This window comes from Pseudolabrys sp. (genome assembly GCF_035943735.1).
Classification (GTDB): Bacteria; Pseudomonadota; Alphaproteobacteria; order Rhizobiales; family Xanthobacteraceae; genus Pseudolabrys.
Map to the genome: position 1 here is coordinate 1 of NZ_DASZBV010000016.1, position 23,018 is coordinate 23,018.

The 23,018-nt window shown below is 64.6% G+C and carries 24 protein-coding genes; 9 read left to right on the forward strand and 15 right to left on the reverse strand.

What is annotated here, in order from left to right; all coding sequences use genetic code 11:
• The first annotated feature begins 373 nt into the window (after positions 1–373).
• Positions 374–1,162 (forward strand): SDR family oxidoreductase, encoded by a 789-nt coding sequence (locus VGV41_RS08255; protein ID WP_326863332.1) that lies wholly within the window; start codon positions 374–376, stop codon positions 1,160–1,162.
• A gap of 1 nt (position 1,163) precedes the next feature.
• On the opposite strand, the gene VGV41_RS08260 is transcribed toward VGV41_RS08255, so the two are convergent.
• From VGV41_RS08260 to VGV41_RS08275, 4 genes are all read right to left on the reverse strand, one after another.
• Positions 1,164–1,985: an Abi-alpha family protein gene (locus tag VGV41_RS08260; protein ID WP_326863333.1), complete on the reverse strand. Its 822-nt coding sequence runs from the start codon at positions 1,983–1,985 to the stop codon at positions 1,164–1,166.
• A gap of 152 nt (positions 1,986–2,137) precedes the next feature.
• A complete protein-coding gene (locus VGV41_RS08265; protein ID WP_326863334.1) occupies positions 2,138–2,386 on the reverse strand; it encodes a DUF2442 domain-containing protein in 249 nt (82 codons plus the stop codon).
• Positions 2,367–2,603 (reverse strand): DUF4160 domain-containing protein, encoded by a 237-nt coding sequence (locus VGV41_RS08270; RefSeq protein WP_326863335.1) that lies wholly within the window; start codon positions 2,601–2,603, stop codon positions 2,367–2,369. The genes VGV41_RS08265 and VGV41_RS08270 overlap by 20 nt, the downstream gene beginning before the upstream one ends.
• A gap of 104 nt (positions 2,604–2,707) precedes the next feature.
• Positions 2,708–3,058 (reverse strand): diacylglycerol kinase, encoded by a 351-nt coding sequence (locus VGV41_RS08275; RefSeq protein ID WP_326863336.1) that lies wholly within the window; start codon positions 3,056–3,058, stop codon positions 2,708–2,710.
• 155 nt (positions 3,059–3,213) lie between these two features.
• Here VGV41_RS08275 and VGV41_RS08280 point away from each other — a divergent pair, with 155 nt between their 5' ends.
• On the forward strand, positions 3,214–4,131 hold the full coding sequence (locus VGV41_RS08280) for an MBL fold metallo-hydrolase (RefSeq protein WP_326863337.1): 918 nt from the start codon (positions 3,214–3,216) through the stop codon (positions 4,129–4,131).
• 7 nt (positions 4,132–4,138) lie between these two features.
• Here the strand turns inward: VGV41_RS08280 and VGV41_RS08285 are convergent, their stop codons facing one another.
• From VGV41_RS08285 to VGV41_RS08310, 6 genes are all read right to left on the reverse strand, one after another.
• A complete protein-coding gene (locus tag VGV41_RS08285; protein ID WP_326863338.1) occupies positions 4,139–4,567 on the reverse strand; it encodes a cupin domain-containing protein in 429 nt (142 codons plus the stop codon).
• 80 nt (positions 4,568–4,647) lie between these two features.
• Complete coding sequence (locus VGV41_RS08290) at positions 4,648–5,073, reverse strand: cupin domain-containing protein (RefSeq protein WP_326863339.1); 426 nt, start codon at positions 5,071–5,073, stop codon at positions 4,648–4,650.
• Between the two features lie 96 nt (positions 5,074–5,169).
• Positions 5,170–6,480, reverse strand: a complete 1,311-nt coding sequence (locus tag VGV41_RS08295; protein ID WP_326863340.1) for an FAD-dependent oxidoreductase — start codon at positions 6,478–6,480, stop codon at positions 5,170–5,172.
• A 115-nt stretch (positions 6,481–6,595) separates the two neighbouring features.
• Positions 6,596–7,144 (reverse strand): hypothetical protein, encoded by a 549-nt coding sequence (locus VGV41_RS08300; protein ID WP_326863341.1) that lies wholly within the window; start codon positions 7,142–7,144, stop codon positions 6,596–6,598.
• A gap of 112 nt (positions 7,145–7,256) precedes the next feature.
• Positions 7,257–8,942, reverse strand: coding sequence for a DUF262 domain-containing HNH endonuclease family protein (locus tag VGV41_RS08305; protein WP_326863342.1), 1,686 nt, complete (start codon positions 8,940–8,942; stop codon positions 7,257–7,259).
• Between the two features lie 41 nt (positions 8,943–8,983).
• Entirely contained in the window at positions 8,984–10,510 is a 1,527-nt protein-coding gene (locus tag VGV41_RS08310) for an acyl-CoA carboxylase subunit beta (protein ID WP_326863343.1), read from the reverse strand.
• 88 nt (positions 10,511–10,598) lie between these two features.
• Between VGV41_RS08310 and VGV41_RS08315 the strand changes: the two genes are divergently transcribed.
• The 3 genes from VGV41_RS08315 (at position 10,599) to VGV41_RS08325 (ending at position 12,495) form a co-directional block, all read left to right on the forward strand.
• Complete coding sequence (locus VGV41_RS08315; protein WP_326863344.1) at positions 10,599–11,435, forward strand: tetratricopeptide repeat protein; 837 nt, start codon at positions 10,599–10,601, stop codon at positions 11,433–11,435.
• Between the two features lie 112 nt (positions 11,436–11,547).
• Positions 11,548–12,069, forward strand: a complete 522-nt coding sequence (locus VGV41_RS08320) for a DNA starvation/stationary phase protection protein (RefSeq protein ID WP_326863345.1) — start codon at positions 11,548–11,550, stop codon at positions 12,067–12,069.
• A 36-nt stretch (positions 12,070–12,105) separates the two neighbouring features.
• Positions 12,106–12,495 carry a DUF4260 domain-containing protein gene (locus VGV41_RS08325; RefSeq protein WP_326863346.1) on the forward strand — a complete coding sequence of 130 codons (390 nt, stop codon included), beginning with the start codon at positions 12,106–12,108 and terminating at the stop codon, positions 12,493–12,495.
• Here the strand turns inward: VGV41_RS08325 and VGV41_RS08330 are convergent.
• A complete protein-coding gene (locus VGV41_RS08330) occupies positions 12,470–13,423 on the reverse strand; it encodes a hypothetical protein (RefSeq protein WP_326863347.1) in 954 nt (317 codons plus the stop codon). The two genes, VGV41_RS08325 and VGV41_RS08330, sit on opposite strands and share 26 nt — an antisense overlap.
• A gap of 128 nt (positions 13,424–13,551) precedes the next feature.
• Entirely contained in the window at positions 13,552–14,325 is a 774-nt protein-coding gene (locus VGV41_RS08335; protein ID WP_326863348.1) for an ATP12 family chaperone protein, read from the reverse strand.
• Between the two features lie 418 nt (positions 14,326–14,743).
• On the opposite strand from VGV41_RS08335, the gene VGV41_RS08340 reads away from it, so the two are divergent.
• The 4 genes from VGV41_RS08340 to VGV41_RS08355 all read left to right on the forward strand — a co-directional run bounded on the left by VGV41_RS08340 (position 14,744) and on the right by VGV41_RS08355 (position 20,710).
• On the forward strand, positions 14,744–16,549 hold the full coding sequence (locus VGV41_RS08340) for an FAD-dependent oxidoreductase (RefSeq protein WP_326863349.1): 1,806 nt from the start codon (positions 14,744–14,746) through the stop codon (positions 16,547–16,549).
• Complete coding sequence (locus VGV41_RS08345; RefSeq protein ID WP_326863350.1) at positions 16,519–18,363, forward strand: 2-oxoacid:acceptor oxidoreductase subunit alpha; 1,845 nt, start codon at positions 16,519–16,521, stop codon at positions 18,361–18,363. Before VGV41_RS08340 ends, VGV41_RS08345 begins: the two co-directional genes overlap by 31 nt.
• 162 nt (positions 18,364–18,525) lie before the next feature.
• Positions 18,526–19,581: a 2-oxoacid:ferredoxin oxidoreductase subunit beta gene (locus VGV41_RS08350; RefSeq protein ID WP_326863351.1), complete on the forward strand. Its 1,056-nt coding sequence runs from the start codon at positions 18,526–18,528 to the stop codon at positions 19,579–19,581.
• A gap of 181 nt (positions 19,582–19,762) precedes the next feature.
• Positions 19,763–20,710 (forward strand): aldo/keto reductase, encoded by a 948-nt coding sequence (locus VGV41_RS08355; RefSeq protein ID WP_326863352.1) that lies wholly within the window; start codon positions 19,763–19,765, stop codon positions 20,708–20,710.
• A gap of 3 nt (positions 20,711–20,713) precedes the next feature.
• Here VGV41_RS08355 and VGV41_RS08360 read toward each other — a convergent pair whose 3' ends face one another.
• The 3 genes from VGV41_RS08360 to VGV41_RS08370 all read right to left on the reverse strand — a co-directional run bounded on the left by VGV41_RS08360 (position 20,714) and on the right by VGV41_RS08370 (position 23,006).
• A complete protein-coding gene (locus tag VGV41_RS08360) occupies positions 20,714–21,919 on the reverse strand; it encodes a GGDEF domain-containing protein (RefSeq protein WP_326863353.1) in 1,206 nt (401 codons plus the stop codon).
• A gap of 113 nt (positions 21,920–22,032) precedes the next feature.
• Positions 22,033–22,536, reverse strand: coding sequence for an SRPBCC family protein (locus tag VGV41_RS08365; protein ID WP_326863354.1), 504 nt, complete (start codon positions 22,534–22,536; stop codon positions 22,033–22,035).
• Complete coding sequence (locus tag VGV41_RS08370; RefSeq protein WP_326863355.1) at positions 22,533–23,006, reverse strand: SRPBCC family protein; 474 nt, start codon at positions 23,004–23,006, stop codon at positions 22,533–22,535. The genes VGV41_RS08365 and VGV41_RS08370 overlap by 4 nt, the downstream gene beginning before the upstream one ends.
• Positions 23,007–23,018: the final 12 nt, after the last annotated feature.

Genomic DNA, 23,018 nt, shown 5'->3' on the forward strand with positions numbered 1-23,018 from the left:
GCCGGTCGTAATGCCGGCGGACGGCTGGCCAGGGCCTCCCGAGCGCAGGCTGTGCGTCAGCCTGCCCGCGGGCGCCGCATCGACCGACGCGGGTTTCCCCGCCTCGACCCGATGAGCGCGAAAGGCCGCATCTCCGGCCTCTCGTCCCACCGCTGCTCCACCCTCACAGCGCCCCATGACGGCGCCCCTGGCGAGCAGGACGGAAGGAGTTTAGGCATATCGGCCTAGTAGGTCCATAGTCCGCAGAAAAGAATTTGTGCTGAATGTCCCGGGCGAGCGAGAGCGCCGCCGCAATCGCAGCGACGGCACCTCAGGGTGACGGGAAAGGCCGCCCCGCTATACTCCCCTCACCCGTCACGCGCGCGAGGCTCCCATGCCCAAGACGCCCGACTACTTCCACGGCAAGACCATCGTCATCACCGGCGCCGCGAGCGGCATCGGCCGCGCCGCCGCGCTGGTGTTCGCGCGCGAGGGCGCCAACGTCGTCTGCGCCGACATCAACGAGACAGGCGTCGAACAGACCTCGGAGATGATCGATCAGCAGAACGCCAAAACCAACGCCGGCGGCAAGGCGCTGGCGCTGACCATCGACGTCACCAAGCGCGCCGCGGTCGACGACATGATCGAGCTGGCGCTCAACGACTTCGACCGCGTGCACTTCCTGTTCAACTCGGCCGGCTCGGCCATCCGCCGCTCGAAATTCCTCGACATCGACGACGACCTGTTCGAGCGCACGCTCGATCTCAACCTCAAGGGCACGTTCTACGCCATGCAGGCGGTGCTGCCGCACATGCTGGCGAACAAGTTCGGCGTCATCGTCAACGTCGCCAGCATGGCGGTGAAGCGCGGCGGGCCCGGCACCTCCGTGCACTACGCCGCGGCCAAGGGCGCGGTGAACACGATGACCATGGGCGTGGCGCGCGAATTCGCGACGCAGGGCATCCGCTGCCTGTCGATCTCGCCGGGTCCGATCGACACCGCCTTCGCCGCGGCGGCGGCGACCTCGCCGGAACTGAAGGCGCAGATGCTCGCCGACGTGCCGATGAAGCGCTTCGGCACAGCCGAGGAGATCGCCGAGCTGGTGCTGTTCATGTGCTCCGACGCCTGCGAATACATGACGGCGGACACGGTGTATGCGAATGGGGGTGGAGGGTGGCGGTAAACTAGTCTTCCGCTGGCGAACACGCCTCTACGAAAGCAGCACCCAGCGGGCTTAATAGAGCGCGGATATAGAAGTGTCTCTTGAAATGATTTTCGTGATGATGTGCTAGAATCCATGTCGCGAAGACCCAAACGAGACCGAGGGACTCGAGTTGCAGAAGACTCTCTCCCGCATCAAACCCCTCCAAACTAAACGCCTCAGTATTTGGAATATCGTCTTCATAAAAGAGATAACACAGGCCATCCTGCCCATGTGCAAACTCGGTGAGCGCTTCACGAGTTACCCCATGAGCACCAGATATGCGCTTCACCTCACTTTCAAAACTCTCCGTAGCAAGTTGACGCGTATAGTAGGTTGTGGGGCGCCCACGTGGAGAGCAAGACTTAAGAGCATCTAATAATTGTGCTTGACCGCCTGTCATTTCCGAAAGAATTGAAACAAACCTAGGCTGCACCTCCTGCCCGGCTGAAGAAGACGCCAGAAGGTTTGCCCATTTCTCCAACATGAAGTCGTCGGAAATATCTTCGAGAGACGCTTTTTCGAGAAGCGGTACAAGAATTTTATTCGGCACAGATTTGGCGCCGCCTTCAATATCCATTCTTTTCCTTGCTCTTTGCGCAATCTCGATTGCAACTTCTTCCCGCTGCAAACGAATCTGATCTGCTCGCAACCCGCGACTTTCAGTAAACGGCCTGATGATATCTGTTAGCGCGTCAAGCAATCTGCCGGTCGCCTGTTCCGGAACCGACGCCTTCAACTCCAACGATGCCTTTGCGGCAACATCAATGGATATCGGCGGTTTTCTCTTCGGGTCTTCGCTCATGTCGTCATATACAAGGATCGTTCCCAAGCTCAGTATCAAAGACGTGGATGGCCGGGACAAGCCCGGCCATGACGCAAATTGAGAAGCCCAGAGCCTTCGAGGCCCGCGCCTCCAGCGCGGGCAACCTCAGGCTAACGAGAGAGGTTGGCGGTCTATGCCCCTCGTCGCCCCTTCAGCATCCCGGCGATGCTGAGGTCCTCGTCGATGTCGGGCCAGTGGATCCCCATCGGCATGATCTCGTAATTCTGCCGCTCGGCGGCGGAGGCGCGCAACAGCCGCGGATACCAGGCGAGCGGCGTGGCGATGCGGCGGCCGTCGGCGAGCGTCACCACAAGTTCGGTTGCGGTGAACTCGACCGAACGGGCGCGCAGGTCGCCGACGTCAATTTCCAAAGTGCTCATGCCACGTGCTCAAGAGCTGTTCGCGATTCTGCTTCAGATGACGAATGATATCGCCGATTTCATGGGCCGGAAACCCGGCATTGAGGGCGACCGAGAGGTCGTGCAGCCAGAATTTCGCCTCCATTCCGCCGCTGCGGACGTGCACGTGCGCGGGTTCGCCGCCTTCATTCGAGTAAAAGAAGGCGCGATATGGACCCCAGCGCAGGAGGGTTGGCATCCGGACACACTCGCATTGCCCTTGGCCCTATCCTCCAAGACGTGGATGGCCGGGACAAGCCCGGCCATGACGTAATTTGCAAGGTTCGCCTCCGCCCCGCCCCCCTACATCCTCACATACTCCACCACCGCGAACACCCACACCGCCGCCGTCGCGATCAGCGTCACGCCGATGGCGGCGGAGCCCATGTCCTTGACGCGACCGATGGCCGGGTCGAATTCGCCGGTGAGGCGGTCGCACAGCTTCTCGATCGCCGTGTTCAGGAGTTCGATCACCAGCAGCAGCACGATCGGCGCCAGCAGCAGCGCCCGCTTCCACGGGTCGGACGCGAGCAGCATCGCCGCCGGGATGGCGAGGACAAGCGCGACGATCTCTTCCCGGAACGCGGCTTCGCTGCGCGCGCAGGCGAGGATGCCGTTCCAGCTGTTGGCGATCGCCGCCCGCCATCGTTTCATGGGGTCTTCCCGCGCCCGGATGCTGAAATATCCGGACACCCTCGCACAAATGCCTTCACGAAAATTTACGCCGGCGAGCCTTGGCAAGCGGGGCCGGGATGGCGGGGAATAACCGGCCGACCGCAACGTTCGTGTCGGAAAGGGAGAGAACCGCCATGCGCCGCCACGCCCTCGCCGCCCTCGCCGCCCTCGCGCTCACCGCCCCTGCCCTGGCGCAGACGGCGCCGGTGCCGCCGGTCGGGCCGGACTTCTCCAGGATCAACGTCGTCACCACCGATCTCGGCCACCGCACCTACATGCTGGAGGGCGCCGGCGGCAACGTCACGGTCGCGGTCGGCGACGACGGCGTCATCATGGTCGACGGCCAGTTCGCGCCGATGCACGACAAGCTCAAGGCGGCGATCGCCGCGGTGACGCCGAACAAGGTCACCTACCTGATCAATACGCACCATCACGGCGACCACACCGGCGGCAACGCCGCCTTCGCCGCCGAGGGCGCGACCGTCGTCGGCCACATCAACGAGCGCAACATGCTCGCCGCCGGCACCACCAGCAACGTCACCGGCGTGAAGTTTCCGCCGGCGCAGGCCGCCGCGTTGCCGAGCAAGACCTATACCGACGCGATGACGCTGACGATCAAGGGCCGCACCGCGGAGCTCAAGCATCCGGCCAACGCGCATACCGGCGGCGACACTTATGTCTGGTTCAAGGACGCCAATGTGCTGTCGACCGGCGACACCTTCACCAACGGCCGCTATCCGAACATCGACTTCCTGAACGGCGGCAGCGTCAAGGGCGTGATTTCGGCGGCCGACATTTACATGTCGCTGGCCAACGACGACACCAAGATCGTGCCCGGGCACGGGCCGCTCGCCACCAAGGCGCAGCTGTCCGAATACCGCGCCATGATGATCGCCGCGCGCGAGCGCATGGCGAAGCTGGTGAAAGAGGGCAAGAGCCTCGACGAGGTTTATGCGGCCAAGCCCTTCGCCGACTTCGACGCCAGGATGAAGGCCGGCGAGCAGCAGGCCAAGGCCTTCATGCGCGTCGTCTACATGACCGTGAAGGAGTGAGGCGCCCCTACTCCGCCGCCGTCATCTTCGCCAGCTTCGCGTCGAGCTCCGGCAGGAGCACGATGCCGTCCTGGTCCGAGCCGGAGGAATGCACCACCAGCCAGGTGCAGGGCTTGCCGCTCTCGTTCGACGGCGCGTGCGGCAGGTTGGCCGGGCAGAACACGTGCTCGCCGGCATGGACCATTTCGCGTTGCGCGAAGCCGTCGCCGAAATAGATGGCGCAGTCGCCGTCGAGCAGATAGGCGATGGTCTCGATGTCCTTGTGATAATGCGCCTTGGCGCGCGCGCCCGGCGGCATCGGCATCACGTTCATGCAAATCTTCGTTGCGCCGACCGTCTCGGCCGAGGCGCCGGCGCCGTAGGTGATGCCCTGCTGGCCGCGATAGGTCTGGCCCGGTCTGACGATGGCGATGCGGGATTGATCCTGCGTGGTCATGGTGTGCGCTCCTGCACGACGGTGTCCGGCGCAAAGTATCGGCGGCGCCGGTGACGGCAACAAGGCCATCGTGCGCGCCGTCACGCCCGCCGATAGCCGGCCAGCGTGGCGTCGTCGACGTCCGGCAGGTTGACCACGATGTTGTCCGGCGAGCGGCAGGCGAGCCACCACAGCTCGTCCGTGGTGCTCATGTTCACCTCGAGGTGCGGCAGCAGCGGCGGCACGAACATGAAGTCGCCTGCGGCAAGATCGATGTACTCCCGATAATCCTTGCCGAAGAAGATGCGGGCGCGTCCGGACAGGACATAGGCGCCGGTCTCCGCCTCGCCATGGTGATGCGGCAGCGAGCGGAAGCCAGGCGCGTTCATGGCCTTGCCGAACCAGAGCCGCGACGCGCCGGACACCTGCGGCCCCACCCCGGTCATCAGCGCCAGACCGCCCGATTGCGCCGTGTTAGTGGATTCCGTCGCCTGGCGGGTGACGACGATGCGAGCGGCTTCAGACATTGCGTGTCCTTCCGGCGTGACGATCACGGCGGCGGATTGTCGTGCTTGCGGTGCGGCAGTTCAAGATGCCCGTTCTTGAGCGTCGGCGGCGCCGCACTATGCGCGCCTGTCGACCTGGTAATATTTCGCCCAGGCGTTGTTGAGCGCGAACACGATCGGTTTGCCGAGCAGGCGCTCGCTCCACAACGGCATCAGGAAGCGCCGGTCGGGGCGGAAATATTCATAGAAGATGTGGTCGGTCTGGCTTTCGGTATCGAGCGCGTGCCGGCCGGCGAAATCGCCGCAGAACGCCGCCCACGGCAGCCCGACGCAGCCGAGGACAAACTGCATCCACGGGGTCTGCGGGTCGCGGATGATGGTCGGGAACAGATCGCGCGTCGAGTCGATGAGACCGGGCCAGTATTGCAGAAACTCGATATCGGCCAGCGCGGGAAATTTCTTGCGGAATTTCCCCACGATGTGATCGGCCACGCGCGGCGAGGTGACCGCGTTGCGGACGTAGGTCGACAACAGGCTGCCGCCGCCGAGCAGGATGCGCTGGTCGCCGGTAAGCCGCCAGTAGCTGTAGATCAAATCCGAATCCCAGCACTGCAACGGATCGCCGGGAAACAGTGCCTTGACGTCGCGGTCCGTCAGGGGCGCGCTGATCGTGAGATAGGTCTCGGCGTGACCGACCTCGGGCGCGTACCGGCAGAAATGCGGCGACAGCGCGTCGGCGCAGACGACGATCTGGTCGGCGGTCACGCTGCCGCCGTGCGTCCGCACCGTGTGGCCGTCGATCGCATGCGCCTCCGTGCTCTCGAAAATGCGGACGCCGCGGTCGAGCAGGACGCCCTTCACGCCCTGGCAATAGCGCAGCGCATCGATGCCGTAGGTCTCGCTGTATCGCACCCCGGCGTGAAACCCGTCGGAGCCGATCACCTTGGCGACCTGCGCCGCGGTGTATTCGGTGACCGGGTAACCGAGTTGCTTGCGTGCCGCGACCTCTTCGCGGACGTCGGCGATGCCGGAGCGGTCGTTCGCCAGGAACAGGCTGTCCTGCCGCTGCAGGTCGCATTCAATACCGTGCTTGCGGACGGTCGATGTGATGAGCTCGATGCCCGCGACCGGAACGTCCCAGAGATGGCGCGCGCCCTCCACGCCGAAGCGGCGCAGGATCTGCGACAGCTCGAGCTCGCTGTCCGGCGTCAGGAAACCGGCGCTTTTTCCCGACGTGCTGCCGCCGCAGATGTTTCGATCGATGAGGACGATGTCGTGGCCGGAGTCGGCCAGGCGCAGCGCCGCCGAAAGACCGGCCATTCCGGCGCCGACCACGACCACGTCCGCTTTCACGTCAGCCGCGAGCGGCGGCCGGATCGGCGCGTCGGGGCCGAGCAGCGTCGTATACCACCAGTTCTGAAGTAACACGGACGGCGATCCCCGACCCCGATTCGCCGTCCCCGGCGCACTTTAGCAGCCGGTGCCGCGCAGTGTCAGACGCCTCACAGCGGCAAATTGTCGTGCTTCCGCGCCGGCAGCACGGCTACCGCAGGCCGGACGGACAAGCCCGCGCCTTCAGGCGCGTGTCGCAAACTGCGACCGCCTTCAGATATCGGGTCCACTGCACGATTTGATCCTTCGACGGATCGAACTTGAACGCCTTCTGCACCACGTAAAAGCTGTCATGGCCCTGGATCGCCTTGAACCAGGTCGTTTCCGGCTTGCCGGTATCCTTGTTGAGCGGACAGCTCATCATCCAGAAGGCGATTTGGTAGCCGTTCTCGACCGCCTGCGTAGCCGGCCCCGCCACCGCATTGGCGCAGGCCCCGCTCCACAGTTGCACCATGCGGTCGCGGAATTGATCGGGCGTGACGCCCTTCATGCCGTTGAAGACCTGCACGGTGACCATCTCGGTCCAGCCCTGCACGGTCTCGTTCGCCGGCACCATCTCGGTGATCTGGGCGCTGCCCTTCTTCTGCTGGAAACCGACCTTGTAGCCGTTCGGCAGCCCGGCCAGCAGGTTTTCACCCTCGAAGGCGAAGGCGGGCGCGGAGGCCAACAGGAGAAGGCCGAACGTCAGCAGTCGTTTCATTGGAATAGCACCCGCAGCGAGAATAGCGTTGTAGGGCGCAATAGCGAAGCGTTGCGCCGAAACCGAATGACGGCGGATTACGCTTCGCTAATCCGCCCTACGGGCTACGCTTTCAAATAGGAGACGGCCATGTGCTCAATATCTGTGATGTAAGGCGTTCAGCCCGTTGGGCTATAGTGTTCTCGTTCCATTCGGAGAGTTTAAGATCCTCCGAAAGTGTCTCTAAACCAGTTGCATATTCCAGAAGCCCTTTGTGCTTACCACTGCCGTGCTTCTTAATGTCCCAAGCCGAATCGCTTATCGATGTATTCAGCCCGGAAGCTAACAAAGAAAGATTGCCGAGCTTCTGTAGTGCGTGATCACGCTCTGACGCTTGGAGTGGCGGCAATGTACCCCAGTGATTGCGCCACTTCTTTGGCATCAGGTGCTCCAGACTGTAGTGAGAAAGACCACTTAGTGCAGTGCTCTGTCTCTGATCATTGCGTATACTCAACTCCAGCAGCCAGAGCACAACAAGAGCCTGCTTGTTAGTCAGCGTTGATGTCTTGACACTGGTCGGGACCACAGAGTCATCCGGGTAGCGATTGACCGTATTCGATTCCTCGATCAGAGCCGCTTTAAAGGCAGCGACTGTCTTGACGCCGCCCTTGATCCACGCCCCGAAGAGCCGGTTGTAATTTTTCGATGTCTCTCTGCATATGACCCGCCTAACAAGGTAACCCTCCAGCAAAGGAAAGATGGCGGCTCGCTCTTCTGGTTGGGAAGCGTGCAGGAGATAGAGTATATATGGAACAACCGTCGTCGTGCTTAGCCCGAAAACGATCACCGTCAGACGCTCTAGCCAATCTTGCTTTGCGACTTGCCTATCTTGGATCGCTGGATCGATTTTTCTTTTGTAGATTCTAGCGCACTTGGTCAAATCTTCTATGAATTGACCACGGTCCGTTGTCCCTGCCAGGTACTGTTTATACGATGCGTAAAGTGCGTCTACTCTGACGTCATCGGGGGAATTTACGATCATCAGCAGGTAAGATTGCATGAACAGATCAATGTTCTCGCGGTGCTCACGGCCAGCAGTAATTTCGGCAGTCCAATAAAGTCGGTCATCTTCCGAACTTTCGAAAGCCGGTAGCCATGTAGCCTCATAAACCGAGGCATTCTTACGATTGAAGAGATCGTTCTTCAGTAGCTCCGCTGTCGAAAGTGAAACGCCCAGCGAATTGATGGTGTTAAAAATCTGCTGCTCGTCTTCGTCCGCGCCGAGATCAATACCGACGAAATAGACATTTCCAAGCAATACGAGCGGATCAATAGACTTAAGATTATCTGCTTTGCTTTCGAAGTATCGGTATGCTGCAAGAACATTATTGCTGGCGTACTCCGTTAAAAACTCCGCCGTCAACGCGTTGTTTAAGATGGCTTCGAATATGGGTTTGTCGAGACGGTTATGGTCCAGCATGAGCTGGTGAGCGAAATTAAAGAACGTCGCCTTGAACATCTCGTCCTGGCCGCGAGCGGCATACAGAACCTTGAAGAACAAAAGCAGCGTGGTCAGCCTTTGCTGGCCGTCGATCACAATGCGAACGTCGCCTGCAGAACCGTCTGCCCCAGTAGGCCGCTGCTTCAGAATGACAGAACCCAGGAAGTACGGGCTGCGAGTTCGAGCTACGGCTTGCAAATCATTTAGTAAACGCTCCCAGTTATCCTCTTCCCAAACGTAGGCACGCTGGAAGTATGGGATTTGCAAAACCCTCATTCGGTTGAAGATGTCCGTGATATTGCGTTTGCCCGCCTCCATCTTTTCCCCCGTTTCTTTTTAGTTGCTGTGAGCAGTACTCCTCACAACGGCAAATTATCATGCTTCCTCGCCGGCAACTCGACGTGCTTGTTCTTGAGCATCGCCAGCGCGCGGGCGATGCGCTTGCGCGTCGAGTGCGGCATGATCACGTCGTCGATGTAGCCGCGCTCGGCGGCGACGAAGGGCGACAGGAAGCGGTCCTCGTACTGCTTGGTCTGCGCCGCGATCTCGTCGGCCGTGCCGCCGCGGAAGATGATCTCGACCGCGCCCTTGGCGCCCATCACCGCGATCTGCGCCGTCGGCCAGGCGTAGTTCAAATCGCCGCCGATGTGCTTCGACGCCATCACGTCATAGGCGCCGCCGAAGGCTTTCCGCGTGATCACCGTAACGAGCGGCACCGTGCACTGCGAATAGGCGAACAGCAATTTGGCGCCGTGCTTGATCAGGCCGTTGTATTCCTGCGCGGTGCCGGGCAGGAAGCCGGGCACGTCGACGAAGGTGACGATGGGGATTGAGAAGGCGTCGCAGAAGCGCACGAAGCGCGCCGCCTTCCGTGAGGCATCGCTGTCGAGCACGCCGGCGAGCACCATCGGCTGGTTGGCGACGAAGCCGACCGTCTTGCCGGCAATGCGGCCGAACCCGGTGACGATGTTCTTGGCGTAAGCCTGCGAGATCTCGAAGAAGTCGCCCTCGTCGGCGACCTTCAGGATCAGCTCCTTGATGTCGTAGGGCTTGTTCGGATTGTCGGGAATGAGCGTGTCGAGCGAGTCGTCGATGCGGTCGGTCTCGTCCTGCGTCGGCCATTCCGGCACGCCCGCCTCGTTGTTGGCGGGCAGGAAGTCGATCAGCCGGCGCATCTGCAAGAGACACTCGACGTCGTTCTCGAACGAGCCGTCGGCGACGCCGGACTTCGCCGAGTGCACGCTGGCGCCGCCGAGCTCTTCCGCCGTCACGACCTCGTTGGTCACCGTCTTCACCACGTCGGGGCCGGTGACGAACATGTAGCTGGTGTCGCGCACCATGAAGATGAAGTCGGTCATCGCCGGCGAATAGACGTCGCCGCCGGCGCAGGGGCCCATGATCACGGAGATCTGCGGGATGACGCCGGAGGCGATGACGTTGCGCTTGAACACCTCGCCGTAGCCGCCGAGCGCGGCGACGCCCTCCTGGATGCGCGCGCCGCCGGCGTCGAACAGGCCGATGATCGGCGCCCGCGCCTTCATCGCCATGTCCTGGACCTTGATGATCTTCTGCGCGTGCGTCTCCGACAGCGAGCCGCCGAACACGGTGAAGTCCTTGGAGAACAGGTAGACGGTGCGGCCGTTGACCGTCCCCCAGCCGGTGACGACGCCGTCGCCGGGGATTTTCTGCTTCTCCATGCCGAACTCGTTGGAGCGGTGCTCGACGAACATGTCGAACTCCTCGAACGAGCCCTTGTCGAGCAAGAGCTCGATGCGCTCGCGGGCGGTCAGCTTGCCGCGCTTGTGCTGGGCCTCGATGCGCCTTTCGCCACCGCCCAGCCGGGCCTCCGCCCGCCGCGCCTCCAGCCTGTCGAGGATGTCCTTCATCGCCGTCTTAAAACCCCTGCCCGTACGCCGGAATCCAGCAAAAGGCATACCATTGCCCTTCGCCCTTGGCACCCTTAGAACCCGCTCTATGAGCCAGACCAGCCAGATCCCGAGCGCCCAGCTCATCGAGCAAGGCCTCTTCCACCACCGCCGCGGCGAAACGCGGCAGGCCATGGACCGCTATGTCGAGGTCTTGAGGCGCGATCCGCAGAACGCCGATGCGCTGTATTATTCGTCTGTGATCGCCTGCCAGGAAGGCCAGTTCAAGGAGGGCATCGATCTCGCCCGCCGCTCGCTGAGCTTCCGCCGCGGCCAGGCGCGCGCGCACAATCTCATCGGCAAGGCGCTGTCGGAAATGGGCCAGCCGAAAGACGCACTCGACGCTTTCGACGAGGCGCTCGCCTGCGACATCAATTTCGCCGAGGCCTACGGCAACCGCGGCAATGCGCTCTCCGAGCTCGGCCGCTTCTCCGAGGCGCTGTCGAGCTACGACCGCGCGCTGGAGTCCGAGCCGATCGCGCCCAACTGGGTCAACCGCGGCACCGCGCTGGAGGCGCTGGGCCGCGTCGACGAGGCGATCGAAAGCTACGACAAGGCCATCGCGCTGGAGCCGAACGTCGCCATCCCGCACGTCAACCGCGCGCAGGCCCTGCTGTCGGCCGGCCGGGCCGACGAGGCGCTGGCCGCCACCGAGCGCGCCATCACGCTCGAGCCGAAATTCCCGCACGGGCACCTGGCCAAGGCCCGGGTGCTGAGCCGGGGCGGCCAGACCGAGGCGGCGCTCGCCGCCGTCGACCAGGCGGTCAAGCTGGCGCCCCAACTGCCGGAGGCTCTCAAGGCGCGCGCCTCCCTGCTCACCACGCTCGGCCGCACGGAGGAGGCGGAGGCCGCCCGCGCGACGATCGCCGCCCTCGGCAAGGCTTGAGCCGGAACCCCGCGGGGCTCCCCCGGGTTTATGGGTTCCCAAGGCGCGTCATGCGGCCATAATGGCCGGGGGCTATACGCGCCGGGGGTCACCGAACCGAGGAGCCGTGCCCATGAACAACGCCAAGCCCACCACACCGCGCCTGAAGACGCCGACCGATCTCGGCGCTAATGCCACCAAGGACCTTTCCGCTGCCCTCAACGGCGTTCTGGCGGATACCTTCGCGCTCTACATGAAGACGAAGAACTTCCACTGGCACATGAGCGGGCCGCATTTCCGCGACTACCACCTGCTGCTGGACGAGCACGCCGATCAGATCTTCGCCATGACCGACGTGATCGCCGAGCGCGTGCGCAAGACCGGCGGCAATACCCTGCGCTCGATCGGCGACATCTCCCGCCATGCCCGCATCGCCGACAACGACGCGCCCTACGTCGCGCCGGACGACATGCTGGCCGAGCTGCGCGAGGATAACCAGCGGGTCGTGGCCGCGATGCGCGAGGCGCACGATGTCTGCGAGGAGCACAACGACATCGCCACCGCCAGCCTGCTGGAGACCTTCATCGACGAGGCCGAGCGGCGCGTCTGGTTCCTCTACGAGATCGGCCGCCGTGGCGATCCGACGGGGCACTGACGCGCGTTAGGGGGCGACGTGGGAGAGACGGGTTCGGTGAGCGGCGCCCCTCGCCTTCTGCTGCGTGCGGAAGGCGCGGGACTGCTCATCGTGGCTGGCATGCTCTACGGCGAGACAGGCGCCGCGTGGTGGCTGTTCGCCGTGCTCTTCCTTGCCCCCGACCTGAGCTTCCTCGGCTATCTGGCTGGCCCGCGTGCCGGCGCCATTGCCTACAACGCCGCGCATTCGCTGGTCGCACCGCTCGCGCTGGCGATTGCCGGCCTTCTCCTTCCGGCGATCCCGCCGCTGGCGCTCGCCTTGATCTGGATCGCGCATATCGGCTTCGACCGCCTGCTCGGCTACGGCCTGAAATACCAGGCCGGCTTCGGCTTCACGCATCTCGGCCGCATCGGCAAGGCCGCTATGCCGCCGCCGGCCGGCGGTTGAACGCCCACAGCGCCAGCGCGATCGCGAGCATCATCAGGCCGCCCAGCAGCACCGACACCGGCGTGGCGCCGAGCGTCTCGAACCATTGCGTGTAAAAGTGGATGGCGCCGAAGATGGCGGCGACGTTGACCAGCCAGCGCCGGTTGATGCGCATGGCCCACAGCGCGGCGGCGATCAGCACCACCGCCCATGCGATACTGAAGACGGTGTGTGGAATAACGACGTCCTCGAGCCTTGGCGCGGCCCTCGCTTTCCCCGCCATGCGGCTCAGCAGGAACAGCGGATCGCCCCACAGCGAGCCGATCCAGAAGCCGAAATTGACCAGCAGGATCGCCGTGCGCGCGGCGGCGAGCGCGATCCGTTCGTAGTCGGCCGGCAACCGTTTGGAGACCTGATAGGCCGCGAAGGCGAGCGCCGAGAACAGAACGATGGTCAGCGTCGGCTCGAAGATCGCGAGCGAATACATCGCGTGCGCGTAGCCGGCCTTGGCGCCGAGGCAGGCGGACGCGGCCAGCACCGCAAGCACCGTTAGCAGACTGGAACGCGCGGCAGCGGCGATCAGCGCCAGCACCGCGGTAACGATCAGCATCGCGGCGAGCGAGCCCTCGCCGAAAGCAATGACGCCGCCGCAGAACATCAGCGCGCCGATGACCAGGCAAATCTGGCCGAGCACGTCCCACTGCTTGACGCGGCTGACCAGCACGGCGAAGCCCGCCGCGGTCAGCGCCAGGCCGAGCGTGACCGCGGTCAACGGTGTCGGCACCAGCGCGACCGCGCCGGCGGCGATGGCGACGACGCCGAAGCCGATCAGGATATTGATGGCAAGCGAGCCGGTTTCGCGCGAGGCGAGCGCGATGAGCCGTTGCGCCTCTTCGGGCGTGACTTTGCCCTCTTCGACGAGCCTGGAAATGTCGAGCGTGATCTTCATCGCCTGCCCCCAGTGCGATTACGGGGCGAGCATAGCACGCAAGACTCGTTGACGGTCAGCCAAGACCTGGATGCCCGGCACAAGGCCGGGCATGACAGATCAACCGCACGCGCCCGAAATGACAACTATCAAGTCAGCGCCAGCACCGTCGCCGCTGCGTCGAAGTCGGCGCGGCGGAAGGCGCGGCGTTCGAGCGCGCGCTCATCGCGGCCCCATTGCCGCATCTGCCAGTCCTCGTCGAGGTGCGCCGCCTCCCAGGCGGCGTCCGGCGTGATGGCGCCGCGCGTCAGCATCAGCGCCAACAGCGCCGACCCGGTCAGCGTGGTGATCGAGGAGACGGCAGCGAGCCTCCAGGCGTCGGACGGGATATGCGCGCGCGCCGCCTCGACGGCATGCGGCGGCTGCGGCGAGAACACCACGCCTTCGATCTGCACGAAGCGCGCGCCGAGATCGTCGCGCGCGAAAGCGAGGACCGGATCCCACAACTGCGTTTGCCGGTCCGCCAGACCGGCGGGCGTGCTGGCGCGATAGACGACAAGATCGCTGCCGAGATAGCGCGCGACTTCGTCGGCGACAGGCTGCGCCTGCGCCGCGACCGCGTCGATCGTCGCATTGGCGAGCCGCGTCAGCGGCATGCGCGCGGGGTCGATGACATCCTCCTGCGCCTGCCATTCATCGGCGATCGCCTGCGCCAGCGCACGCGTCGGCGCGCTCAGCACCTCACGCGCCGGCGTGCGCACAGGTTTGCCGTCGAGCAGCACGGGAAAGCCGCCCTCGCCCTCGTCGCCGACGCCCGCTTCCTTGTAGAAGCGCTTGCGCAGGCTTGCCCGCATGCTGCGTCGCGCCGACTCCATCGGGTCGAGCGGCTGGTTGACGAATATCTCTTCGAAAATCTCACGCATTATTGGAGGGCCGTGCGGGCATACACGCGGGCGGTGCAGTGCCGGTCATATGGGGTTGCGGCGTTGCCGCGTCCACGGGCGCGAGGGAATAGGCGGTCTCGCCCGCCGGGACAAGGGCTGCCCACCGCAGCATGCTGGAAAGGCCGGCACGCGGCGGCGATTGTGCGCCGGCGCACGGATTGTGCGGCGCACCATCGAGGGAACCGGCGGGTTTCAGCCCCACGAAAACCGCAACTGTAAGGTTGATATCGGCCTTGTGAGGGCGGACACGGTAGCCTTGCCCTCCCCGACTAACTAATATGTCGGCTCTGAATCGAGCCCGACCGTTGGGCTCGATCCGGAGGACATGCCGGCCGGTCGAGGCAGACGCGACGACGCGATTTGCACGTGCGTAGCGGCGCCGCGTTTCGAGGAGTCAATGAAGAACACTGACATTGCTGCGCCGGACTACTTCCACAAAGTGGTCGACTGCCAATGGGCGTGCCCGGCGCACACGCCGGTCCCCGAATACATCCGTTTGATCGCGCAAGGGCGTTACGACGACGCCTACATGATCAATTGGAAATCGAACGTGTTTCCCGGCGTGCTCGGGCGCACCTGCGACCGGCCTTGCGAGCCGGCCTGCCGTCGCGTCCGCGTCGAGGACGAGCCGGTGGCGATCTGCCGCTTGAAGCGCGTCGCCGCCGACTACAAGGACGACGTCAAGGCGCGGATGCCGAAGCCGGCCCAGCGCAAGAACGGCAAGCGCATCGCGCTGGTCGGCGGCGGGCCCGCCTCGCTCACCGTCGCGCGTGACCTCGCCCCGCTCGGCTATACCTGCGTCGTGTTCGACCAGGACCCGAAAGCGGGCGGCATGATCCGCACGCAAATCCCGAAATTCCGTTTGCCCGACTCGGTCATCGACGAGGAGACCGGCTATATCCTCGATCTCGGCGTCGAATTCCACGGCAGCAAACGCATCGATAGTCTCAAGGCGCTCATCGCCGAAGGGTGGGACGCGATCTTCGTCGGCTCCGGCGCGCCGCGCGGCCGCGACCTCGACATTCCGGGCCGCACGGAAGCCGCCAAGAACATCCACATCGGCATCGACTGGCTGTCGAGCGTGTCGTTCGGCCATATCTCAAAGATCGGCAAGCGCGTCGTCGTGCTCGGCGGCGGCAACACCGCGATGGACTGCTGCCGCTCGGCGCGGCGCCTCGGCGGCGAGCAGGTCGACGTCGTCGTGCGCTCCGGCTTCGAGGAGATGAAGGCGTCTCCGTGGGAAAAGGAAGACGCGCAGCACGAGGGCATCCCGATCCACAATTTCCTCGTGCCGAAGGAATTCACGCACGACAACGGCAAGCTCACCGGCATCACCTTCGAGAAGGTGAAGGCAGAGTACGACGCCAAGGGCCGCCGCAAGCTCGTGCATGCCGGCGAGCCGGACCAGCACTTCCCCTGCGACGACGTGCTCGTCGCCGTCGGCCAGGAGAACTCCTTCCCCTGGATCGAGCGCGACATCGGCATCGAGTTCGACGACAAATGGGGCATGCCCAAGGTCGACGAGACGACCTTCGCCTCGACGCATCCGAAGGTGTTCTTCGGCGGCGACGCCGCCTTCGGCCCGAAGAACATCATCTGGGCGGTGGCGCACGGCCACGAGGCCGCCGTGTCGATCGACAAGATGCTCTCTGGCGAGGACATGGCCGACCGCCCCCTGCCGGCGGTCGAGATGATGAGCCAGAAGATGGGCATCCACGAGTGGAGCTACGACAACGACATCACGCTCGACCAGCGTCACAAGGTGCCGCTGCGCGACAAGGCCGTGGCCCTGAAGGACATCAAGGCGGAGGTCGAGCTCGGCTTCGACGTCCAACTCGCGCTCAAGGAAGCGCACCGCTGTCTCAACTGCGACATGGAGACGGTGTTCGCCAGCAAGCTGTGCATCGAGTGCGACGCGTGCGTCGACATCTGCCCGATGGATTGCATCACCTTCACCGAAAACGGCGAGGAGAAAGAGCTGCGCACGCGGCTTTCCGCGCCGGCGCATAACCTCACCCAGGACCTCTACGTCCAGGACGGGCTGAAGACCGGCCGCGTCATGGTCAAGGACGAAGACGTCTGTCTGCACTGCGGCCTCTGCGCCGAGCGGTGCCCGACCGGCGCCTGGGACATGCAGAAATTCTTCCTGGAAATGACTCACGCAGGCCCGTCATGCCGACCGCAGCGCCGCTCAGCCGCGTAAACGACTTCGTCATCCGCTTCGCCAACGTCAACGGCTCCGGCTCGGCGAGCGCCAACGAGATGTTCGCCCGCGCGGTGATGCGCATGGGCGTGCCGGTCTCGCCGCGCAACATCTTTCCCTCGAACATTCAAGGGTTGCCCACCTGGTACGAGGTGCGCGTCACCGAGGCCGGCCACATGGGCGCGCGCGGCGGCACCGACTTCATGGTGGCGATGAACCCGCAGACCTTCGACAAGGACATCGCCGGCATCGAGCCGGGCGGCTACCTGCTCTACGATTCTACGAAGCCCTACCCGAAGTCGAAATTCCGCGACGACATCACCGTCATCGGCGTGCCGCTGACCGCCATCTGCAATCGCGAATACACCGATCCGCGCCAGCGCCAGCTGTTCAAGAACATCATCTATCTCGGCGTGATGAGCGCGCTGCTCGACATGGACGTGAAGGTCATCGAGCAACTGATCGGCGAGCAGTACAAGGGCAAGGACAAGCTGATCGAGCCGAACATCAAGGCGCTGCACATCGGCCGCGACTACGCCACGCTTAACCTCGAGTGCCCGATCGGCTTGAAGGTGCGCAAGGCCGACAAGGTCGGCGACCGCATCTTCGTCGAGGGCAACGCGGCCGCGGCGCTCGGCGCCGTCTACGGCGGCGCCACGGTGTGCGCCTGGTACCCGATCACGCCCTCCTCCTCGCTCGCCGACGCATTCACCCGCCACTGCGCCAGGCTGCGCGTCGACGCCGAGACCGGCAAGACGAAGTACGCCATCATCCAGGCCGAGGACGAGCTCGCCTCGATCGGCATGGTCATCGGCGCCGGCTGGAACGGCGCCCGCGCCTTCACCGCCACATCCGGCCCCGGCATCTCGCTGATGCAGGAATTCATCGGCCTCGCTTATTTTGCCGAAATCCCCGCGGTGCTGTTCGACGTGCAGCGCGCCGGCCCCTCGACCGGCATGCCGACGCGTACGCAGCAGTGCGACATCATTTCCTGCGCCTACGCCTCGCACGGCGACACCAAGCACGTGCTGCTGTTCCCCGAGGACCCGACCGAGAGCTTCGAATTCGGCGCGGTCGCCTTCGACCTCGCCGATCGTTTGCAGACGCCAGTCTTCGTCATGCTCGATCTCGATATCGGCATGAACCATCACCTCTGCCGCCCGTTCAAATGGGATGACGCCGCGGTCTACGACCGTGGCAAGGTGATGACGGCGGAGGAACTGGAAGCCGGCAAGGACTTCGGCCGTTACCTCGATGTCGACGGCGACGGCATCCCCTACCGCACCTATCCCGGCACGCACCCGACCAAGGGCTCGTTCTTCACCCGCGGCACCTCGCGCGACCGCTACGCGAAGTACACCGAGGAAGGCGCGCCCTACGTCGACAACATGCAGCGGCTTTTGCGCAAGTTCGAGACGGCCAAGGACATCGTGCCGAAGCCGCTGACCGCCACGTCGGGCAAGCCGACCAAATACGGCGTCATCTATTACGGCTCGACCGCGCCGTCGATGGATGAGGCGATCCACATGATCGAGGCGCAGGGCCACGCGCTCGACCGCATGCGCGTCCGCGCCTTCCCGTTCCATTCGAGCGTCAACTCGTTCGTCGCCGACCACGATTTCGTGTTCGTCGTCGAGCAGAACCGCGACGCGCAGCTGCGCTCGTTGATCGTCAACGAGTGCGACATCGACCCCGTCCGGCTGGTGCCGGTGCTGCATTACGACGGCACGCCGATCACCGCCCGCTTCATCGCCAAGGCCATCGGTGAGCACCTCGAGAAGCTCAAGGTGAAGCCGTCCAAGGTGACGTCGTGAACAATGGAGCAGGCCCCTTCTCTTCACCTCCCCCTGGAGGGGGGAGGTCGGTCCGCGTCAGCGGACCGGGAGGGGGTGACTGTGACTCTCGATCACCCCACCCCGGCTCGCATCTTCGATGCTCGCCGACCCCCCCCTCCAGGGGAGGGTAAAGGACGTGCCATGACCTACATTGCCAAGCCGAAATTTCATCACCCCGACCTGCCGAAGAACGAGCTCGGCTATACGCACCGCGACTACGAAGGATCGGTGTCGACCTTGTGCGCCGGCTGCGGCCACGACTCGATCACCGCGGCGATCATCCAGTCGTGCTTCGAACTCGCCATCGAGCCGCATCGCGTCGCCAAGATCTCCGGCATCGGCTGCTCGTCGAAGACGCCGACCTACTTCCTCGGCAATTCGCACGGCTTCAACTCGGTGCACGGGCGCATGCCGTCGGTGCTGACGGGCGCCAACCTCGCCAACCGCGACCTCATCTATCTCGGCGTCTCCGGCGACGGCGACAGCGCCTCGATCGGCCTCGGCCAGTTCGCGCACTGCCTGCGCCGCGGCGTCAACATGGTCTATATCGTCGAGAACAACGGCGTGTACGGCCTGACCAAGGGTCAGTTCTCGGCGACCGCCGACCGCGGCTCGAAGTCGAAACGCGGCGTCATCAACACCGACAACTCGATCGATCTCGTGGCCATGGCGCTGCAGCTCGGGGCCTCCTTCGTCGCCCGCTCCTTCTCCGGCGACAAGCACCAGCTCGTGCCGGTCATCAAGGCGGCGATTGCCCACAAGGGCGCGGCCTTCATCGACGTCATCTCGCCCTGCATCGCCTTCAACAACCACGCCGGCTCGACCAAGAGCTTCGACTTCGTGCGCGAACACAACGAGTCCGTGAACCGTCTCGACTTCATCTCCTCGCGCATGCCGATCGAGGTGAAGCAGGAGCCGGGCACGGTCGAGATCGTCGAGCAGCACGACGGCTCGAAGATCGCGCTGCGCAAGCTCGCCGCCGATTACGACCTTCATGACCGGACGGCAGCTCTCGGATTCCTGCAGCACCACGCCGCCAAGGGCCAGATCGTCACCGGCCTGCTCTACGTCGAGAAGGAATCGGAGGATCTGCACGCGCATCTGCGCACCGTCGACGCGCCGCTCAATGCGCTCAACGCGCCGGAGCTGTGCCCGGGGCAATCGGCGCTGGACAAGATCAACGCGTCGCTGCGATAGGCCTCATCCGTCGTCCAGCAACGGCTCCACCTCCCCCTGGAGGGGGGAGGTCGGTTCGCGGAACGCGAACCGGGAGGGGGTGCTGGACATTGAAGATCACCCCACCCCGCCCGCCTGCGCGCTCCGCGCTTCGGCGGGGCGACCCTCCCCCTCCAGGGGAGGGTGACGGAAGGACCATCGCATGAACCTCCGCCCGCTCGGCCGCTCCGGCCTGTCCATCGCGCCGCTGATGCTCGGCGGCAACGTGTTCGGCTGGAACGTCGACCAGGCCGCCTCCTCCGCCATCCTCGACGCTTTCGTCGACGCCGGCTTCAACGCCATCGACACGGCCGACAGCTATTCGCGCTGGGCGCCCGGCCATGTCGGCGGCGAGTCGGAGATCGTCATCGGCCGCTGGCTGAAAGACAGCGGCAAGCGCGACAAGGTGGTGATCGCGACCAAGGTCGGCTCCGACATGGGCGAAGGGACATGCGTGCGCAAGGAGTACATCCTGCGCGCAGCGGAAGGTTCGCTGCGCCGGCTCGGCGTCGAGACGATCGACCTCTACCAGACGCATTTCGACGACGAGGAGACGCCGGTCGATGAGACGCTGGAGGCCTATGCGAAGCTGATCGGCGACGGCAAGGTGCGCGCCATCGGCGCCTCCAACATGACGCCGGCGCGGCTCAAGGCGTCGCTCGCGGCGAGCAAGTCCGGCGGCCTGCCGCGCTACGAAAGCCTGCAGCCGCTGTACAACTTGTCGGATCGCAAGGAATTCGAAACCGAATACGCGCCGATCGTCCGTGCCGAAGGGCTTGGCGTCATCAATTACTATGCGCTTGCCGCCGGCTTCCTGACCGGCAAATACCGGTCGCCGGATGAGGCGCTCAAGCATCCCGGCCGCGGCGGGCGGCTCAAGCGTTATGCCGACGCGCGCGGCTTCGCCATCTTGAAGGCGCTCGATGCGGTCGCGGCGCGCCACCAAGCAACGCTCGCGCAGGTGGCACTCGCCTGGTTGATGGGGCAGCCGCTCATCACGGCGCCGATCGCCAGCGCGACCAGCCTCGAGCAGCTGAACGACATCATGAAGGCGGCGGCGCTGAAGCTCACGGCGGACGATCGCAAGCTGCTCGACAGCGCGAGCGCCTGAGCGTCAGGCGGCGCGCGCGATGCGCAGGCCGGCCGCCGTTTCGCCCTCGACGATGCGGTCGCGGCCGTCTTTCTTCGCCGCATAGAGCAGCTTGTCGGCGAACTCGAGCAGCGTCTCCGACTGACCGGCGATTTCCGCCACCGTGGCGACGCCGATGCTGACGGTAACGTGAGCGCCGAGCGGCGAATCCGGATGCGCAATGGCGATGCGCGCGATCGCCGCCGCCATGCGCCGCGCCATCTTGGCGGCGCCGCGCCGGCCGACCTCGGGCAGCAGGCAGACGAACTCCTCGCCGCCATAGCGCGCGACCAGATCGGCCGGGCGGCCGATACAATCGGTCAGCGCGCGCGCAACGCGGCGCAGGCATTCGTCGCCGCGCTGATGGCCGAAGCGGTCGTTGTAGGCCTTGAAGTGGTCGACGTCGATCATCAGCAGCGACAGCGGCTGCCCGGAGCGGCCGCAGCGGCGCCATTCGCGCTCGAGCGCCGTGTCGAAGTTGCGCCGGTTGGCGATGCCGGTGAGCGCGTCGGTGGCGAGCAGTTGCTGCATCACCAGCTTCTGCGCGTACTGGACACGCTGGCCGCGCTGCAGCGCGTTGGCGGCGGCGAAGCCGAGGCCGTTGGCGAGCACGATCCACAACAGGCCGAAATAGAGCTGCTCGGCGGGGAGCGGCGCGCCGTACAGGGTGAGCCACCACGCGACCGACACCCCCGAATAGAATATCGCGAAGACGACGCCTGTCGCCAGGCGCACCGGCAGATAGAGATAGATGACGAAAAGCGAGGTCACCATCAGCGGCAGCCAATTGCCGGCCATGATCGGCTGGATCGTCATCATCGTGAAGCGGATGGCTACGACGACGCCGCCGATCGAGAGCAGCGATACTTCCATGGCCTGCGGCGACTTCGCGCGCAGGATCACGGTGACGCCGAGGGCGGCGACCAGTACCGGCACGACCGGCGGCCACAGGCCGAACAGCGAGCCGTGACCGTCGAGATAAGCGAGGAGGCGGCCGACCACGATGAGAATGCCGGCGCCGGCGATGAAGCCCATCAGCACGAGTACACGGCGACGGTCGTCACGGAACCGGCTGTCGAGATAGGACTGCTCGACCACAGCGTCGACGAGCCGCGCCGTCCAGCGGGTGACCGCGACGGGCTTCAGCTCGAGCTGATTGTTCTCGAACGCGGCGCCCGTATTCGGGTCCATCGGCGTTTCGTCCCCTTACCCCGAAGTTCGGTATAGGACCGAGCCGTTGATAAACCCCTAGCAGGTTCCCATTGTGAAATCTTAATCGGCGCTAACCATGTCGGGCTCCGGCGCTAGCGTTTGAGCGCCTGCAAGGCCTCGAGCATCTCGGTCGGCTGCTCCATCTGCACCGACAGCGGCTTGCCCGTCTCCAGCACGCTCTTGAGGCTCGACAGGATGGCCGGCCAGCCGGCGCGGCCGCCCGACAGGATCGCGTCGGGGATGGCCCACTGATGCGCTTCCGTCATGGTCAGCCGCACGCAGCCGCCAGCTTGCGCGATGTCGTAGGTGACGAGGCAATCCGGAAGTGCGTATTGCGGCATGCTCACCATGGTCCAGGTGCAGGAGAAGCGGCGTGGCGGCGACCAGTCGGTGACCGTGCCGGCAATGTGGACGCTGCCGTCCGGGGCCAGGAAGCGGAAGGCGCCGCCGGTGCGCGGTTCGACCTCGATGGCGAAGCCGCCGAAATACTGCTTCGTGAACCCGGGAGTCGTCAGCGCCTGGAAGACCGCCTCCGGCGTGGCGTCGATGTAGGTGATGTAGACGGTCTTCGGCTTGAACTTCGTCACGTCGATCATGCTTCACCTGCCCGCTTGCGTTCCTCCTCGCCCCAGGAGGGCTCCAGGCCCCTCCCCATCTCGAGGAAGCTCTTGAGGCTCGACAGCACCGCCGGCCAGCCCTTCGAGATCATGCCGAAGATGCGGCTGCCGTCCTCGAACTCGTCATGCGTGACGGTGAGCCGCGTCTGGCCCTTGAACGGCTCGAGCAGAAACGTGACGCGCGAGGGCCGTTCGTCCGGCATGTCCTTGTAGAGCGGCTTCCAGCCGTAGACGAGCTTGCGCGGCGGATCGCTTTCGATGATCGGATCGTCGTGCGCGAGCCGCCCGGCGGGATTGACCGCGGTCATGCGCTCGCCCGCCTTGCCGTCGGCCGTGACGCGGTAGCCGAACCAGTATTTCTCGGTCATCTCGGGCCTGGTCAGCGCCTCCCAGACGCGCTCGGGCGACGCAGCGATGTAGGTGACGTAGACGAAGGTGGGCTTGCTCATCAGGCGCCTCCT

Excerpts from the sequence above, each read along its gene's own strand:
- VGV41_RS08315 (WP_326863344.1), top strand. The coding sequence starts at position 10,599 with ATGAGCCAGACCAGCCAGATCCCGAGCGCCCAGCTCATCGAGCAAGGC.
- VGV41_RS08355 (WP_326863352.1), top strand. The coding sequence starts at position 19,763 with ATGAACCTCCGCCCGCTCGGCCGCTCCGGCCTGTCCATCGCGCCGCTG.
- VGV41_RS08335 (WP_326863348.1), bottom strand. The coding sequence starts at position 14,325 with ATGCGTGAGATTTTCGAAGAGATATTCGTCAACCAGCCGCTCGACCCG.
- VGV41_RS08280 (WP_326863337.1), top strand. The coding sequence starts at position 3,214 with ATGCGCCGCCACGCCCTCGCCGCCCTCGCCGCCCTCGCGCTCACCGCC.
- VGV41_RS08300 (WP_326863341.1), bottom strand. The coding sequence starts at position 7,144 with ATGAAACGACTGCTGACGTTCGGCCTTCTCCTGTTGGCCTCCGCGCCC.
- VGV41_RS08275 (WP_326863336.1), bottom strand. The coding sequence starts at position 3,058 with ATGAAACGATGGCGGGCGGCGATCGCCAACAGCTGGAACGGCATCCTC.
- VGV41_RS08255 (WP_326863332.1), top strand. The coding sequence starts at position 374 with ATGCCCAAGACGCCCGACTACTTCCACGGCAAGACCATCGTCATCACC.
- VGV41_RS08310 (WP_326863343.1), bottom strand. The coding sequence starts at position 10,510 with ATGAAGGACATCCTCGACAGGCTGGAGGCGCGGCGGGCGGAGGCCCGG.
- VGV41_RS08365 (WP_326863354.1), bottom strand. The coding sequence starts at position 22,536 with ATGATCGACGTGACGAAGTTCAAGCCGAAGACCGTCTACATCACCTAC.
- VGV41_RS08320 (WP_326863345.1), top strand. The coding sequence starts at position 11,548 with ATGAACAACGCCAAGCCCACCACACCGCGCCTGAAGACGCCGACCGAT.
- VGV41_RS08305 (WP_326863342.1), bottom strand. The coding sequence starts at position 8,942 with ATGGAGGCGGGCAAACGCAATATCACGGACATCTTCAACCGAATGAGG.
- VGV41_RS08340 (WP_326863349.1), top strand. The coding sequence starts at position 14,744 with ATGAAGAACACTGACATTGCTGCGCCGGACTACTTCCACAAAGTGGTC.
- VGV41_RS08345 (WP_326863350.1), top strand. The coding sequence starts at position 16,519 with ATGCCGACCGCAGCGCCGCTCAGCCGCGTAAACGACTTCGTCATCCGC.
- VGV41_RS08350 (WP_326863351.1), top strand. The coding sequence starts at position 18,526 with ATGACCTACATTGCCAAGCCGAAATTTCATCACCCCGACCTGCCGAAG.
- VGV41_RS08290 (WP_326863339.1), bottom strand. The coding sequence starts at position 5,073 with ATGTCTGAAGCCGCTCGCATCGTCGTCACCCGCCAGGCGACGGAATCC.
- VGV41_RS08285 (WP_326863338.1), bottom strand. The coding sequence starts at position 4,567 with ATGACCACGCAGGATCAATCCCGCATCGCCATCGTCAGACCGGGCCAG.
- VGV41_RS08330 (WP_326863347.1), bottom strand. The coding sequence starts at position 13,423 with ATGAAGATCACGCTCGACATTTCCAGGCTCGTCGAAGAGGGCAAAGTC.
- VGV41_RS08370 (WP_326863355.1), bottom strand. The coding sequence starts at position 23,006 with ATGAGCAAGCCCACCTTCGTCTACGTCACCTACATCGCTGCGTCGCCC.
- VGV41_RS08265 (WP_326863334.1), bottom strand. The coding sequence starts at position 2,386 with ATGAGCACTTTGGAAATTGACGTCGGCGACCTGCGCGCCCGTTCGGTC.
- VGV41_RS08270 (WP_326863335.1), bottom strand. The coding sequence starts at position 2,603 with ATGCCAACCCTCCTGCGCTGGGGTCCATATCGCGCCTTCTTTTACTCG.
- VGV41_RS08260 (WP_326863333.1), bottom strand. The coding sequence starts at position 1,985 with ATGAGCGAAGACCCGAAGAGAAAACCGCCGATATCCATTGATGTTGCC.
- VGV41_RS08360 (WP_326863353.1), bottom strand. The coding sequence starts at position 21,919 with ATGGACCCGAATACGGGCGCCGCGTTCGAGAACAATCAGCTCGAGCTG.